This is a genomic window from Bradyrhizobium centrolobii (genome assembly GCF_001641635.1).
In the GTDB taxonomy this organism is placed as follows: Bacteria; Pseudomonadota; Alphaproteobacteria; order Rhizobiales; family Xanthobacteraceae; genus Bradyrhizobium; species Bradyrhizobium centrolobii.
In genome coordinates, this window is the sequence record NZ_LUUB01000078.1 from 124,446 (window position 1) to 138,360 (window position 13,915).

Sequence of the window (13,915 nt, forward strand, 5' to 3'; positions counted from 1 at the left end):
ACAGGACACATGCCCACGATCGACCGTATCGACGGCTATGCCGACGAACTCACCGCCATTCGCCGCGACCTGCATGCTCATCCCGAGATCGGCTTCGAGGAAGTGCGCACCTCCGGCATCGTCGCCGACAAGCTAAAGAGCTGGGGCATCGAGGTGCATCGCGGTCTCGGTGGCACCGGCGTGATCGGCGTCATTAAGGGCAAGGGCTCGAGCGGCAAGCGCATCGGCCTTCGCGCCGACATGGATGCGCTGCCGATGGAAGAGAACACCAATCTGAAATGGCGCTCGACCATTCCCGGCCGCTTCCACGGCTGCGGCCATGACGGCCATACCACCATGCTGCTCGGCACCGCGCGCTACCTCGCCGAGACCAGGAACTTTGACGGCACCGTGCACCTGATCTTCCAGCCGGCCGAGGAAGGCCTCGGCGGCGCCCGCGCGATGATCAAGGACGGGCTGTTCGAGAAGTTCCCGTGCGACGAGCTCTACGGTCTGCACAACGCGCCAGATCTCAATCACGGCGAGATCGCGATCCTGCCAGGACCGGCGATGGCCGGCGCCGACTTCTTCGACCTCCGCATCAACGGCTATGGCGCGCATGGCGCGATGCCGGAGCGCTCCAAGGACGCGGTAGTGATCGCGACCACGCTGGCGCAGGCCATCCAGACCATCGTCAGCCGCAATGTCGAGCCGCTCCAGGCCGCCGTGGTGTCCATCACCCAGATCCATGCGGGCTCGGCCTATAACGTCATCCCCGGCGAAGCGCATCTCTGCGGCACCGTTCGCGCCTTCTCCGACGAGGTCCGCGCGCTGATCCGCGAACGCATGCGCGCGATCTGCGCCGGCGTAGCAAGCGCCTTCCAGGTCGAGATCGAGGCTGACATCCGCGACACTTTTGGTGTGCTGGTCAACCAGGTCGAGCAGTCCAAGGTGGTCGAGGAGGTCGCGCGCACCGTCGTCGATCCCGCCAAGGTGATCACCCGCACCCAGCCGAAGATGGGCAGCGAGGATTTTGCCGACATGCTGCAAACCATCCCCGGCGCCTATTTCTGGGTCGGCCACGACGGCTCGGTGCCCGTGCACAATCCCGGCTATGTGCTTGACGACAAGATCCTGCCGATCGGCGCCAGCATGTTCGCCCGCATCATCGAGACGCGCATGCCGGCAGGTGCCCATGCATAAAAAAAGCGTCGAAGAGGCGGTCACCTCGCTGCACGATCTCTCCGCGGTCGACCTGATCGCGGGCTATCGCGCAAAGCAGTTCTCGCCGAGCGAGGTGCTGGAGGACGTGCTCGAGCACGTTGCCGCGTGGGAGCCGCACCTCAAGGCGCTCTATGCCTTCGATCCCGACAGCGCACGCGAGGCCGCAAAGGCCTCGACCGCGCGCTGGTCCGGCGGCGAGCCGTCCGGCCCGCTCGACGGCGTACCGGTGACGATCAAGGACAACATCGCAACCAAGGGCGTGCCGGTGCCGCTGGGTGCTGCGAGCGTGAAGCTCGCGCCGGCAGAGAAGGATGCGCCGCCCGCAGCACGGCTGCGCGAGGCCGGCGCGGTCATCTTCGCCAAGACCACCATGCCCGATTACGGCATGCTGTCCTCGGGGCTCTCCAGCTTCCATGCACTCGCGCGCAATCCCTGGGACCTCTCCAAGAATCCCGGCGGCTCCAGCGCCGGCGCGGGAGCTGCCGCCGCGGCCGGCTATGGTCCCCTGCATCTCGGCACCGACATCGGAGGCTCGGTGCGCCTGCCCGCAGGCTGGTGCGGCCTCGTCGGGTTGAAGCCAAGCTTTGGCCGCGTGCCGATCGATCCGCCCTATGTCGGCCGCGTTGCCGGCCCCATGACCCGCACCGTCGACGATTGCGCGCTGATGATGAGCGTGATCGCCAAGCCCGACCGGCGCGACGGCATGAGCCTGCCGGCCGAGCCCCTCAACTGGAAGACGCTGGACAAGTCGCCGCGCAAGCTGCGCATCGGCCTGATGCTCGATCTCGGCGTCGGGCTGGCGCTGGAGAAGCCGGTCCGCGAGGTCGCGGTGAAGGCGGCCAAGGCGTTCGAATCCGCCGGCGCCGTCGTCACCGAGGTCGATGGCATCCTCACGCGCGAGATGCTCGATGGCCTCGACAATTTCTGGCGCGCGCGGATGTGGGACGATCTGTCGAAGCTTACGCCGGCCGAGCAGGCCAGGGTGCTGCCCTATATCTTCAAGTGGGGCGAGTCCGGCGCAAAGCTGTCGGGCGTCGACGTGATCCGCGGCTTCAACCAGACCATGGCGATCCGCGCCGCCGCCGCAAAGCTGTTCTGCGAGCTCGACTACGTGATCTCGCCGACCGCGCCAAACGTGAACTATCCGGCCGGACTCCCCTCGCCGACCAACGATCCCATGAAGCCGTTCGAGCACATCTGCTATACCGTGCCGTGGAATATGTCGGAGAACCCTGCCGTCTCCATCAACGGCGGCTTCGATGCCAAAGGTTTTCCCATCGGCGTACAGATCGTCGGCCGCCGCTTCGACGATATCGGCGTGCTCGGCATGGCCAAGGCGTTCGAGGGCCTGCGGGGCGCGCAGCGGCCCTGGCCGAGCCCGCCGGCGAAATAACCGTACTTCCGTCATTCCGGGGCGCGCCCCCTTGGGCGCGAGCCCGGAATCCATTCATCCAATCGTTCAAGCTGAGCAATGGATTCTCAGATGCGCAATTGCGCATCATAGCTCGCGCTTCGCGCGCCCCGGAATGACGTGCTAGAGGGAACGACAAAGAAACAAAGGAAGGAAACCACCATGGCGTATGAGACGATCAAATACGAGATCGCCGAGCAGATCCTCACCATCACGCTGAACCGGCCCGACAAGCTCAACGCCTTCAACGCACAGATGCAAGCCGAGCTGATCGACGCGCTCGACGCCGCCGACAAGGACGACAACATCCGCGCCATCATCGTCACCGGCGCCGGCCGCGGCTTTTGCGCGGGCGCCGATCTCTCCTCCGGCGCCGACACCTTCGATCGCGACGCGCGGCGCGGGCCGGTGAAGCGGTTCGCCGACGGCAGGGTCGACTACAGCGATCCGCAGGTGCGCGACGGCGGCGGCCAGGTGACGCTACGCGTCTTCAAGTGCCTGAAGCCGGTGATTGCCGCGGTGAACGGTCCTGCAGTCGGCATCGGCGTCACCATGCAGCTCGCGATGGACATCCGCATCGCTTCCGAAGCAGCGCGGTTCGGCTTCGTGTTCTCCCAGCGCGGCATCGTGCCGGAAGCGGCGTCCAGCTGGTTCCTGCCGCGCATCGTCGGCATCTCGCAAGCGCTGGAGTGGTGCTATTCGGGCCGCGTCTTCCCAGCGCAGGAGGCGCTCGCCGGACGCCTCGTCAGCAAGGTCGTGCCGCCGGATGATCTGTTGCCGACCGCGCGTGCGCTCGCCAAGGAATTCGCCGCCAAGACCGCACCGGTGTCGGTGGCGCTGATCCGCCAGATGATGTGGCGCATGATGGGCGCCGACGATCCGATGGAAGCCCACAAGGTCGACAGCCGCGGCATCTATGCACGCGGCCGTTCCGACGATGTCAAGGAAGGCGTCGTGTCGTTCCTGGAGAAACGACCCGCGCAGTTCAAGAACAAAGTCTCGACGGATATGCCGGATTACTTCCCGTGGTGGACGGAGCGGGAGTACAAATAAGCGTCCGTAGGGTGGGCAAAGCGAAGCGTGCCCACCATTGCGCTTTCGATTGCCGATAGGTGGTGGGCACGGCGCAAAAGCGCCTTTGCCCCCTACCGCAGCGCGAAGATCGTAGAGTGCGTTAGCGAAGCGTATTCCGCGCATCGAGAGAAGTGGTGGGTTACGCTTCGCCAACCCACCCTACGCACCTACGCGGCCTTGATGCCGCGGATGAACGTCTCGACAAACTGGCGCATGTTCTCCGACTGGCGCGTCAGCTCCTCCGAGGCGTCAAACACCTCGCTCGCTGCGGTGCTGGATTCGTTCGATGCGATCTTGACTCCCCGGATGCTCCCCGAAATTTCGCCGGTGCCTCGCGCGGCCTCCTGAACGTTGCGCGCGATCTCCCGCGTGGCGGCATCCTGCTGGACGACCGCCGCCGCGATCGACGAGGCAATCTCGTTGATCTCCTCGATCGTGGCCGTGATATCGTGGATCGCGGTCACCGACTCTCCGGAGGTCGTCTGGATGGCTGCGATCTGCCCGCGAATGTCGTCAGTTGCCTTTGCAGTCTGTTCAGCGAGACCCTTCACCTCGCCGGCAACGACCGCAAATCCCCTGCCTGCTTGTCCCGCCCGCGCCGCCTCGATCGCCGCGTTCAGCGCCAGCAGGTTCGTCTGCCTCGCGATCTCGTTGATCAGCTTGAGCACGTCGCCGACTGCTTGCGCGGCGGATGAAAGACCCTGCACGGTCTCGTTGGTCCGGCGGCTTTCGACGGCGGCCTTTTGAGCGATCTGCGCCGATTGCGTCACCCGACGTCCGATTTCTGCCACCGAATTGGACAGCTCCTCGGTCGCCGCAGCGATGGTCTGCATGTTCGCTGAGGCAACCTCCGTCGCCCCGGCCACGCTCGCCGCTTCGTCGCTGGTCTGGCCGGCCGACTTATTCATTCTGGCCGCTGTGGCTTCGAGCTGCGAGGAGGCGGATATGACCGTCTCGATCACCTCGGCGATGTCGATGTTAAAGCGCTCGGTGAGTTCGTCGATGCGCGTTGCGCGGTCCGTGCGCTGCGCGGCCGCTTCGCGCTCCCTCGCGCTGAGTTCGACCGTGCGGATCAGGTTCTCCTTAAAGAATTGAACGGCGCGCGCCATCGCGCCGATCTCGTCGCTCCGATCCATCGCATCGACCTGCTGGTCGAACTCGCCGCCGGCAAGACGGGTCATGGTGTCGGAAAGCTGGCCGATCGGCACCGTGATGCTCCGCGCCATCATCGCGACCGCCACCGAGCTCGCCAGCAGTGCGAGCAGGGTCAGGCCGATCACCAGAACAAGGCTCAGAGTGGCTTCAGCCTCCTTCATCGCCATCAGGCCGGCGAGCTGCGTCACCAGGCCGTCCTCGACCTTCTTCATGAGGTCAATTCGAACCGTCGCCGCATCGAACCATGACTTGCTGTCGAGCCCGCCGAAATCCCCCGCAAGCCCGCCCTTCTCGACGACCCTGCGCATGCCCTCGAACTTGTCGATTGCAGGTCCCGACAGCTCCGAATTAACGAGCTCCCCGGCCTGCGACGAGGCGACCGCGCGGAAGGATGTGAAAAAGCTCTCCTGCGCCGCTGCAAGACCGATCGCCCGGGCATAAGCCTGCGGCTCGAAACGGCTCGCCGCAATCGCGCCGGCCACGGCGGCACGTTCCAGACCGGCGCGTTCCTTGGCCTCCACGAGATTGGCATGCGCCGCGATCGACCGCGAGATATCGTCGTCGGTGGCGAGCTTCGAAATGCCCGACATCACGGTGATCACACGGGCGACGATACCGGTCAGATGGCCCACTGCCGCGGCCGGCGCAATGGCCTGGTGATCGATCTGCTCCCGCAACGAATCGAGGCGGCCGAGGCCCTCCGTCGCCGCCTGGCTTGCGGACGCAAGTCGGCCGCTCCTTTCGTGGCCGAGGTCAGCGAGCGCGCCGAGTGCCATGGCCCGCTCGGCATCAGTGCGCCCACGCTGCTGCAGGAGCTCGGCGCCAAGTTGCGCGCCCTTGCTGCTCAGGAAGGTCAGCGATAGGCCGCGCTCGCGCTGGAGCTCATGGACGAAGCGGCTCAACTTGCCGACAGCGTCCACCGCCGGCTGCATGTCGGCCATTTCCGAGCGCACCGACCATTTGACGGAGATTTCGTAGAGTGCGAGCGTAGCGAGCGTGGCGAGAGGCAGCAGCGCCGCCAAGGCTATCCGATGAAGAATTCTTATGTTCTTGAACATCAATCGAGTTCGCGTTTGCGAGCTCGTGATAGGATATGACTGGTAAAGAAAGCACTTTTTGCGCGTGAGCAAAAGATAGGCGAAGCCTGCTCACGAATGCGGCATCCCAGATCACTGCATCACCAGCGCCACACGCCCGATCGCCTTGCGGTCGATGAGCAATCGCATTGCTTTCGCGTAGTCCTCCTGCGGCAGGCGGTGCGAGACGTTGGGGCGGAGCTTGCCCTCCTCCGCCCATGCGAGCAGTACCTTCAGGCGCACCTCGCCCAGCGCCGGATTTTTCCGCGCAGCTTCGCCGGCGCGCACGCCGAGCACGCTGGCGCCCTTGATCAGCAGGAGGTTGGTCTTCGCCGAGCCGATGCCGCCGGTGAAGCCGATCACCAGCAGCCGCGCGCCCCAGGCGATGCAACGCATCGAGTTCTCGAACACCTCGCCGCCGACCGGATCGAAAACGACGTCAGCGCCGCGGCCGTCGGTGATACGCTTGACCGCTTCGCGAAACGGCTCGCGGTCGTACCGGATGAGATGATCCGCGCCACGCGCCTTGGCGATCGCAAGCTTCTCATCACTCGAAGCAGTTGCAATCACCGTCGCGCCAAGGAGCTTCCCGATCTCGACCGCGGCAAGGCCCACGCCGCCGCCGGCGCCGTGCACCAGCAGCACTTCGCCCGGCTCGACCTTGCCGCGATCGATCAGCGCATGATAGGCGGTGCCGTGACCGGCGAGATAGGTCGCCGCTTCCGCATAGTCGAATGTGGACGGCATCGGGGTGAGCTGCGCGGGCATCACCACCGCTTCGTCCGTGAAGGCGCCGTGGCGCATCTTGACGATGACCTTGTCGCCGACGGCAACGCCGCTCACCTCCGTCCCCACCTCAGTCACATCACCGGCGGCTTCCATGCCGGGCGTGAACGGCAGCTCGGGCTTGAGCTGATATTCGCCGGCCGCCATCAGCACGTCCGGAAAGTTCAGCCCGGCGGCACGGATCGCAACGCGCACCTCGCCCGGCTTCAGAGGTCGCGACGGAAACTCCTCCAGCCGCAACGTCTCGGGCGCGCCGAGCGCGCGGCAGACGACAGCCCGCACCATCAGGCCGCACTCGCCTTGCGCAGAAGCGCCTCGCGGATCAGCGGCAGGCGATCGTTGCCGAAATACATGTCGGTCTTGCCGACGAAGATCGTCGGTGAGCCGAAGCCGCCGCGGGCCACGACCTCCTCGGTGTTGGCCTTGAGCTGGTCCTTGATCCCCTGCTCGGAAATGCCGGCGAAGAACTTCTGCTCGTCGATGCCGACCTTCCTGCAGATCTCGGCGAGCACCGCATCCTGCGAGATGTCCTTGTCCTCACCCCAATAGGCAGCGAACACCGCGGTCGCGAACGGCAGCATGTCCTTGCCCTGCCAGATGCAGCCGCGCATCGCCTTCACGCTGTTCACCGGAAACACGGTCGGCGGCATCTTGATCGAAAGCCCTGCCGAGCGCGCCCAGTCGCCGAGGTCCTTGAGCATGTAGCGCGCCTTCAGCGGAACCGGTTTCTCCCGCTGCGCATAGACACTCGGGTTGACCGTGTTGAAGATGCCGCCGACCAGGATCGGCCGCCAGGAGATGTCGACACCGAGTTCTTTGGCGAGCGGCTGGATGTTGTGGAAGGCGAGATAGGTCCAGGGGCTGGAACAGTCGAAGAAGAATTCGATCATGGCGTTTCCTTGCTGTATTGTTCGTTTTGTTCCGCTGCACTATCCGCATAGCCCGTCATTGCGAGCGCAGCGAAGCAATCCAGAATCTTTCCGCGGAGACGGTCTGGATTGCTTCGCTGCGCTCGCAATGACGACGTGAGGCCGGCTCCAGCCGTTCGGCGTCGGCGCGTAGTAGAGATCGATCATCGCCTTCCCTGTCGACATCGCTGGCTTCAGCGACTTTTGTTGTTCTGTACCTCGACGTTAAGACATGGCAGGAAGGGGCGCAACACAACCCGCCGGGAGGGCCGCCATGCTGTTTCCAACCACGATTGCCGGCTCCTTGCCGAAGCCGGAATGGCTCGCCGAGCCCAACATGCTCTGGGCGCCGTGGAAGTCGAAAGGCGACGAGCTTGCACGCGCCAAGCGCGATGCGACGATGCTTGCGGTCAAGGTCCAGGAGGACGCCGGCATCGACATTGTCACCGAGGGCGAGCAGGCCCGGCAGCATTTCGTGCACGGCTTTCTCGAGAAGATCGACGGCATCGATTTCGCCCACAAGGTCGAGATGGGCATCCGGAAAGATCGCTACAAGGCGATGGTGCCGCAGGTGGTCGCGCCGCTCCAGCTCAAGGGGCGGGTCCATGCGGACGAGGCGCGCGTCGCGCGCACCCACACCAGGAAGAAGCTGAAGTTCACCTTGCCCGGCCCGATGACCATCATCGACACGATTGCCGACCGCTACTATGGCGACCGGGTGAAGATGGCCTTTGCGTTCGCCGAGCTCCTGAACGAGGAAGCCAAGGCGCTCCAGGCCGACGGCGTCGATCTCGTGCAGTTCGACGAGCCCGCCTTCAACGTCTACATGGACGAGGTCAACGACTGGGGCATCAAAGCGCTGGAGCGCGCCGCGGAGGGCCTCACCTGCGCCACCGCCGTGCACATCTGTTACGGCTACGGCATCAAGGCCAACACCGACTGGAAGGAGACGCTGGGCAGTCAGTGGCGGCAGTATGAGCAGATCTTTCCGGCGATCGACGCGAGCTCGATCCAGCAGGTTGCGATCGAGTGCCGCAATTCGAAGGTGCCGCTCGACCTGCTCGCGCTGCTCAAGAACAAGATCGTGCAGGCCGGCGTGATCGATGTCGCGAGCGATACGGTCGAGACGGCGGAAGACGTCGTGCAGGTGATCGATGCGGTGTCGAAATTCGTGCCCAAGAGCAACATCATCGCGACCACCAATTGCGGCATGGCGCCGATGCGGCGCGAGATCGCGGAAGCCAAGCTGATGACGCTCGGCGCCGGCGCCGCGCTGGCGCGCGAGAAGCTGGCGTGATGTCGTTGATCCGGTCGGCGCTTGTCATCGCGGCGCTTGCAGCGGTCGCGTTCCCGGCGCGTGCGGAGGATCGCTCCGTGCTCGCCAACTGCAAGGTGATGGTGGAGCGCGCGTCGAAGGATGCGGGCAGCGCCGGCGAGGCCGAGCTCACCCGCTGCCGTCAGATCATCCGCGAATGGGCGCTACGCGATGCGCGGATGACGGTGGACGAGCAAGGGCGGCAGCTGAAGTAGCGCCACTACCTCCCTCTTCCGCTCTCCCCCGCAAGGGGGGAGAGGGCGCAGTGTGCGCTGGGATGCAGCGTAACCTCATAGCCAGCACTCACAGCACGTAGCGTCGATGGCGGGGTCAGCAGTTGCACATCTGCGAGCTCGCGCGTCTCGGCGATATAACCCGCCGGCGACCACAACAGCGCCCTGCCCTGCGTCACCAGAAAACTCTCCTCGCCTTGGCTCACCATGGCGCCGTCAGGAAGCTGGTCGAGCGGCATCAGCAGCGCGTGCAGCCGCTTCTTGCCTTGATCGAGCCGCTCGTGGTGCAGCACCGTATCGATGTCGTGCATGCGGACATCATGCACGCGATTGCCTTTCTCCCATGCGGCTCGAAAACGATTGGCGTCCTCGCGGCGGCAATAGAAGCAGGGACGGTGTCCGGCGGCGAGCGCCGTGGCTTCGTCCAGGAAGAACAGCTCGGTCCAGCTTTGTGTCGCCATCACCTCGCGGCGACGGCCGCGGAATTCGCAAGTGCAGGTCAGCCAGGCCGGCGTCGACCAGCGCTTCTTCAGCAGCGTCTTCGTCGCGGGATCGTGGATGATGCCCCGATTGCCGGTGAACATGCCCCGGTGCGGGGTGGCGATGATGTCGCCGGTCGGCGTAACGCGGTTCTGCAGGGGCATAGCGGCGCGCCCATTCGACTGCCGTCATTCCGGGGCGATGCGAAGCATCGAACCCGGAATCTCGATATTTCCGGGTTCGGTCCTGCGGACCGCCCCGGAATGACTTTTCATCACGCCGCGCCGTCGCGGAGCGGCGGGTGGTAGGACAGCGCGGTGTCCCAGGGGAAGAAGATCCAGGTGTCCTGGGAGACCTCTGTGATGAAGGTGTCGACCAGCGGACGCCCCTTGGGCTTGGCGTAGACCGTGGCGAAATGCGCGTCGGGCAGCATCTCGCGCACGAGCTTGCCGGTCTTGCCGGTGTCGACGAGGTCGTCGACGATCAGCAGCCCCTTGCCGGTGCCGCCGCCGAGCTTCATCGCCGCTTCGGAAATGCCCTTGAGAACATGCAGGTCGCCCTGCTTGGTGTGGTCGTAGCTGGCGATGCAGACGGTATCGATCACGCGTACCCCCAGCTCGCGCGCCACGATCGCAGCCGGCACCAGGCCGCCGCGGGTGATCGCGATCACCGCGTGGAACGGGCCGACCTCGTTGAGCCGCCAGGTCAGCGCCCGGCAATCCCGGTGGAACTGGTCCCACGAGACCGGAAAGGCCTTGCCCGCTCGCTCCTGCGCACTCGGTTCCGGTGCTTCACCAGCCATCATCGTCTCCTGCCATTCGTCGTCCGGCAGTCTCGTGCTAGCGGGTGATGTTCAATCCCGCCAGCATTTCCTTCACCGCGGCCATCGCCGCCGAAAGCTTCTCCGGATCGCGCGAGCGCACCACCAGATTGGTGTTCGGCTTCTGCTCCTCGTCCATGAACGGATAGCTGCCGATGATGGTGTCGGGATGGGCGGTGGCGATCGCCCGCAGCGGGCTGCCGATGTCGCCCTCTCGCGCATTGGCGCGGACCGATTCGGAGAGCATGCGCACGCCGGATTTCAGCTTGGGCGAGACGATGTCCATCATCGCCTGCATGATCGACGGCACGCCGGCCATCACGATGACATTACCGATCTTGAAGCCGGGGGCGAGGATGGTCGCGCTCTGGATCAGCTCGGCGCCGTCGGGGATGCGCGCCATGCGCAGGCGGGCCTCGTTGAGGTCCTGCCCGCTCCAGCGCTCGCGGAAACGCGCGACCACCTCCGGATGGTGGTCGATGCCGACGCCGAACGCCTTGGCCACGCTGTCGGCAGTGATGTCGTCATGGGTCGGCCCGATGCCGCCGGTGGTGAAGACGTAGGTGTAGCGTTGCCGCAGTGCATTCAACGCGGCGATGATGTCGTCCTCGTCGTCAGCGACGACCCGGACTTCCTTCAGGTCGATGCCGATATTGGTCAGGTATTCGGCGATGAAGCCGATGTTCTTGTCCTTGGTCCGGCCGGACAGGATTTCATCCCCGATGACCAGAATGCCCGCCGTGACGATCTCGCTCATAACTTTAAGTCCCTCACCTGTCGCGCCGACTTTGCCGAGGTAACGCGTTGAAGTCACGCGGTTTTGCTGCCGAAATAAGCAGTCCTCAGCCATTTTTTCAGGCAGCCTGCCGGCCATCCCCGACAAATGCCGTCAGTCCATCCTTATCGCGCTGGCCCGGCCCTTGCTACCACCCCGGGAAGTCATGCACTCTCTCGAGCATGGCCAGGGAGAACAGTCGGGATCTATGGCAGTCGCGTTTGATGAAATGAATATTCCCGGCGGGGAGCTTCGCCCCGCCTATCAGGAGCTGGCACGCTGGCTCAAGGAGACGCCTCCCGAGGCGCTCGAATATCGCCGCCAGGAGGCCGAGCTCCTGTTCCGCCGGATCGGCATCACCTTCGCAGTCTATGGCGAGGCCGAGTCCACCGAGCGCCTGATCCCCTTCGATGTGATCCCCCGCATCATGTCGGGCAAGGAATGGGCGCTGCTGGAGCGGGGCCTCAAGCAGCGCGTACGCGCGCTCAACATGTTCCTGCGCGACATCTATCACGGCCGCGACATCCTGCGCGCCGAAGTCGTGCCCGACGATCTGATCTTCCAGAATCCCGTCTTCCGTCCCGAGATGAACGGCCAGCATGTGCCGCACGACGTCTACGTGCATATCGCCGGCATCGACATCGTCCGGGTCGACGCCAACGACTTCATCGTGCTCGAGGACAATGCGCGCACGCCGTCGGGCGTGTCGTACATGCTGGAAAACCGCGAGATCATGATGCGGCTGTTTCCGGACCTGTTCGCCCGGCACAAGGTGGCGCCGGTCGAGCGCTATCCGGACGAACTGCTGGCGGCCTTGCGCTCGGTCGCGCCGCAAAGTGCCTCGGGTGAGCCGACGGTCGCCCTACTCACCCCCGGCGTCTACAACTCCGCCTATTACGAGCACTCTTTCCTGGCCGACAAGCTCGGCATCGAGCTCGTCGAGGGCCGCGACCTCATCGTCAAGAACAATGAAGTGTTCATGCGGACGACCGAGGGGATGAAGCGGGTCGACGTGATCTATCGCCGCGTCGACGACGATTTCCTCGATCCCCTCACCTTCCGTCCCGACTCCGTGCTCGGCGTACCCGGGCTGATGTCGGCCTATGCGGCCGGCAACATCACGCTCGCCAACGCCGTCGGCACCGGGATTGCCGACGACAAGGCGATCTACTCCTACATGCCGGATATCGTGAAATTCTACCTCGGCGAGGAGCCGATCCTGAAGAACGTACCAACCTGGCGCTGCCGCGAGCCGAAGGACCTCGCCTATGTGCTCGACAATCTCGGCGACCTCGTCGTGAAGGAGGTTCACGGCTCCGGCGGCTACGGCATGCTGATCGGCCCCGCCGCGACCAAGGCAACGATCGAAGCCTTCCGCGAGAAGCTCAAGCGCGAGCCGGAGGGCTTCATCGCCCAGCCGACGCTGGCACTCTCGACCTGCCCGACCTGCACGGCGTCAGGCCTCGCGCCGCGCCATGTCGATCTGCGGCCCTTCGTGCTCACCGGCAGCAAGCGCACCACCATCGTGCCCGGCGGCCTCACCCGCGTCGCGCTGAAGGAAGGCTCGCTGGTGGTGAATTCGAGCCAGGGCGGCGGCACCAAAGACACCTGGATTCTGGACGAGTAGAGAGATGCTGTCGCGTACCGCCGAAAACCTCTACTGGCTTGCCCGCTATGTCGAACGGGCCGAGTATCTCGCGCGCACCATCGATGCGACGCTGCGCGTCACCGCCTTGCCGGCGGCCTATGTCGGCAAGACCAATGAATGGGACTCGGCGCTGCTCACTGCCGGCGTCGCCGCAAGCTTCTACCAGCAGTATCAGGAAGCCAACGAGACCAACGTCGTCGACTATCTCTCCTTCTCGACGGACAATCCGTCCTCGATCAGGAACTGCATCGAAGCGGCGCGGCTGAACTCACGCTCGGTGCGCACCGCGCTCACGAGCGAGATGTGGGACACCATCAACTCCGCCTGGATCGAGCTCCAGGCGGTCTGGAGCAAGGGCACTTCCACCCGCGAGGATCTGGCCAAATTCCTGCGCTTCGTGCAGGAAACCTCGCTGCGCTTCGACGGCTCGGCCTACCGCACCATGCTGCGCAATGACGCCTACTGGTTCTCGCGGATGGGCGTGCATCTCGAACGCGCCGACAACACCGCGCGCATTCTCGACGTGAAGTATCACGTGCTGCTGCCCGATGAGGAGCATGTCGGCGGTCCGCTCGATTTCTACCAGTGGAGCTCGATCCTGCGCTCGGTCTCGGCGCTGACCGCCTATCACTGGGTCTACCGCGAGACGCTGAAACCCTGGCTGATCGCGGACCTGCTCATCCTCAACGACACGCTGCCGCGCTCGCTTGCCAGCTGCTACGGCAATCTCGTACGCAACCTCGACCAGATCGGCGTCGCCTATGGCCGCCAGGGCCCGGCCCAGCGCCACGCCCGCGGCATCCGCAACCGGCTGGAACACTCGAACATGAACGACATTTTCCAGCATGGCGTGCATGAATTCATTCAGGAATTCATCGCTGATAATTCCAGGCTGGGCGAAATCATCACGAAGCAGTATTTGATCTGATACATGCTGTCATTCCGGGGCGCCCGCAGGGCGAACCCGGAATCTCGTCATTCCGGGTTCGGTGCTGCGCACCGCCCCGGAATGACCACGCAAGAACAACTGG

General features: G+C 64.7%; 13 protein-coding genes. 7 read left to right on the forward strand and 6 right to left on the reverse strand.

Features of this window, described 5'->3' with window-relative positions; all coding sequences use genetic code 11:
• Positions 1-9 precede the first annotated feature (9 nt).
• The 3 genes from AYJ54_RS25345 to AYJ54_RS25355 all read left to right on the forward strand — a co-directional run bounded on the left by AYJ54_RS25345 (position 10) and on the right by AYJ54_RS25355 (position 3,667).
• The gene (locus AYJ54_RS25345; protein WP_063703077.1) at positions 10-1,182 is read left to right on the forward strand and encodes a M20 aminoacylase family protein; all 1,173 of its coding nucleotides are present in this window, start codon (positions 10-12) and stop codon (positions 1,180-1,182) included.
• On the forward strand, positions 1,175-2,596 hold the full coding sequence (locus AYJ54_RS25350) for an amidase (RefSeq protein WP_063703078.1): 1,422 nt from the start codon (positions 1,175-1,177) through the stop codon (positions 2,594-2,596). Before AYJ54_RS25345 ends, AYJ54_RS25350 begins: the two co-directional genes overlap by 8 nt.
• 180 nt (positions 2,597-2,776) lie before the next feature.
• On the forward strand, positions 2,777-3,667 hold the full coding sequence (locus tag AYJ54_RS25355) for a crotonase/enoyl-CoA hydratase family protein (RefSeq protein ID WP_063703080.1): 891 nt from the start codon (positions 2,777-2,779) through the stop codon (positions 3,665-3,667).
• A gap of 188 nt (positions 3,668-3,855) precedes the next feature.
• Here AYJ54_RS25355 and AYJ54_RS25360 read toward each other — a convergent pair whose 3' ends face one another.
• The 3 genes from AYJ54_RS25360 to AYJ54_RS25370 all read right to left on the reverse strand — a co-directional run bounded on the left by AYJ54_RS25360 (position 3,856) and on the right by AYJ54_RS25370 (position 7,595).
• Positions 3,856-5,901 carry a methyl-accepting chemotaxis protein gene (locus AYJ54_RS25360; RefSeq protein WP_063703082.1) on the reverse strand — a complete coding sequence of 682 codons (2,046 nt, stop codon included), beginning with the start codon at positions 5,899-5,901 and terminating at the stop codon, positions 3,856-3,858.
• Positions 5,902-6,012: 111 nt separating this feature from the next.
• Entirely contained in the window at positions 6,013-6,990 is a 978-nt protein-coding gene (locus AYJ54_RS25365; RefSeq protein WP_063703084.1) for an NADPH:quinone oxidoreductase family protein, read from the reverse strand.
• Positions 6,990-7,595: a 2-hydroxychromene-2-carboxylate isomerase gene (locus AYJ54_RS25370; RefSeq protein WP_063703085.1), complete on the reverse strand. Its 606-nt coding sequence runs from the start codon at positions 7,593-7,595 to the stop codon at positions 6,990-6,992. The genes AYJ54_RS25365 and AYJ54_RS25370 overlap by 1 nt, the downstream gene beginning before the upstream one ends.
• 292 nt (positions 7,596-7,887) lie before the next feature.
• On the opposite strand from AYJ54_RS25370, the gene AYJ54_RS25375 reads away from it, so the two are divergent.
• Both AYJ54_RS25375 and AYJ54_RS25380 read left to right on the forward strand, forming a co-directional pair.
• Positions 7,888-8,910: a methionine synthase gene (locus AYJ54_RS25375; protein ID WP_063703087.1), complete on the forward strand. Its 1,023-nt coding sequence runs from the start codon at positions 7,888-7,890 to the stop codon at positions 8,908-8,910.
• Positions 8,910-9,143 (forward strand): hypothetical protein, encoded by a 234-nt coding sequence (locus AYJ54_RS25380; RefSeq protein WP_063703373.1) that lies wholly within the window; start codon positions 8,910-8,912, stop codon positions 9,141-9,143. The genes AYJ54_RS25375 and AYJ54_RS25380 overlap by 1 nt, the downstream gene beginning before the upstream one ends.
• A gap of 5 nt (positions 9,144-9,148) precedes the next feature.
• Here AYJ54_RS25380 and AYJ54_RS25385 read toward each other — a convergent pair whose 3' ends face one another.
• The 3 genes from AYJ54_RS25385 to AYJ54_RS25395 all read right to left on the reverse strand — a co-directional run bounded on the left by AYJ54_RS25385 (position 9,149) and on the right by AYJ54_RS25395 (position 11,218).
• The gene (locus AYJ54_RS25385) at positions 9,149-9,805 is read right to left on the reverse strand and encodes a hypothetical protein (RefSeq protein WP_063703089.1); all 657 of its coding nucleotides are present in this window, start codon (positions 9,803-9,805) and stop codon (positions 9,149-9,151) included.
• A 110-nt stretch (positions 9,806-9,915) separates the two neighbouring features.
• On the reverse strand, positions 9,916-10,443 hold the full coding sequence (gene gpt / locus AYJ54_RS25390; RefSeq protein WP_063703375.1) for a xanthine phosphoribosyltransferase: 528 nt from the start codon (positions 10,441-10,443) through the stop codon (positions 9,916-9,918).
• A gap of 37 nt (positions 10,444-10,480) precedes the next feature.
• On the reverse strand, positions 10,481-11,218 hold the full coding sequence (locus tag AYJ54_RS25395) for a competence/damage-inducible protein A (RefSeq protein ID WP_063703091.1): 738 nt from the start codon (positions 11,216-11,218) through the stop codon (positions 10,481-10,483).
• Between the two features lie 226 nt (positions 11,219-11,444).
• On the opposite strand from AYJ54_RS25395, the gene AYJ54_RS25400 reads away from it, so the two are divergent.
• Together AYJ54_RS25400 and AYJ54_RS25405 are read left to right on the forward strand one after the other, a co-directional pair.
• Positions 11,445-12,863, forward strand: a complete 1,419-nt coding sequence (locus tag AYJ54_RS25400; protein WP_063703092.1) for a circularly permuted type 2 ATP-grasp protein — start codon at positions 11,445-11,447, stop codon at positions 12,861-12,863.
• A gap of 4 nt (positions 12,864-12,867) precedes the next feature.
• Positions 12,868-13,812, forward strand: coding sequence for an alpha-E domain-containing protein (locus tag AYJ54_RS25405; protein ID WP_063703093.1), 945 nt, complete (start codon positions 12,868-12,870; stop codon positions 13,810-13,812).
• Positions 13,813-13,915 lie beyond the last annotated feature (103 nt).

What these genes read in the sequence shown, in the direction of transcription:
- AYJ54_RS25370 (WP_063703085.1), bottom strand. Translation starts at nt 7,595, where the DNA reads ATGATCGAATTCTTCTTCGACTGTTCCAGCCCCTGGACCTATCTCGCC.
- AYJ54_RS25395 (WP_063703091.1), bottom strand. Translation starts at nt 11,218, where the DNA reads ATGAGCGAGATCGTCACGGCGGGCATTCTGGTCATCGGGGATGAAATC.
- AYJ54_RS25400 (WP_063703092.1), top strand. Translation starts at nt 11,445, where the DNA reads ATGGCAGTCGCGTTTGATGAAATGAATATTCCCGGCGGGGAGCTTCGC.
- AYJ54_RS25360 (WP_063703082.1), bottom strand. Translation starts at nt 5,901, where the DNA reads ATGTTCAAGAACATAAGAATTCTTCATCGGATAGCCTTGGCGGCGCTG.
- gpt (WP_063703375.1), bottom strand. Translation starts at nt 10,443, where the DNA reads ATGGCTGGTGAAGCACCGGAACCGAGTGCGCAGGAGCGAGCGGGCAAG.
- AYJ54_RS25405 (WP_063703093.1), top strand. Translation starts at nt 12,868, where the DNA reads ATGCTGTCGCGTACCGCCGAAAACCTCTACTGGCTTGCCCGCTATGTC.
- AYJ54_RS25350 (WP_063703078.1), top strand. Translation starts at nt 1,175, where the DNA reads ATGCATAAAAAAAGCGTCGAAGAGGCGGTCACCTCGCTGCACGATCTC.
- AYJ54_RS25345 (WP_063703077.1), top strand. Translation starts at nt 10, where the DNA reads ATGCCCACGATCGACCGTATCGACGGCTATGCCGACGAACTCACCGCC.
- AYJ54_RS25375 (WP_063703087.1), top strand. Translation starts at nt 7,888, where the DNA reads ATGCTGTTTCCAACCACGATTGCCGGCTCCTTGCCGAAGCCGGAATGG.
- AYJ54_RS25380 (WP_063703373.1), top strand. Translation starts at nt 8,910, where the DNA reads ATGTCGTTGATCCGGTCGGCGCTTGTCATCGCGGCGCTTGCAGCGGTC.
- AYJ54_RS25365 (WP_063703084.1), bottom strand. Translation starts at nt 6,990, where the DNA reads ATGGTGCGGGCTGTCGTCTGCCGCGCGCTCGGCGCGCCCGAGACGTTG.
- AYJ54_RS25385 (WP_063703089.1), bottom strand. Translation starts at nt 9,805, where the DNA reads ATGCCCCTGCAGAACCGCGTTACGCCGACCGGCGACATCATCGCCACC.
- AYJ54_RS25355 (WP_063703080.1), top strand. Translation starts at nt 2,777, where the DNA reads ATGGCGTATGAGACGATCAAATACGAGATCGCCGAGCAGATCCTCACC.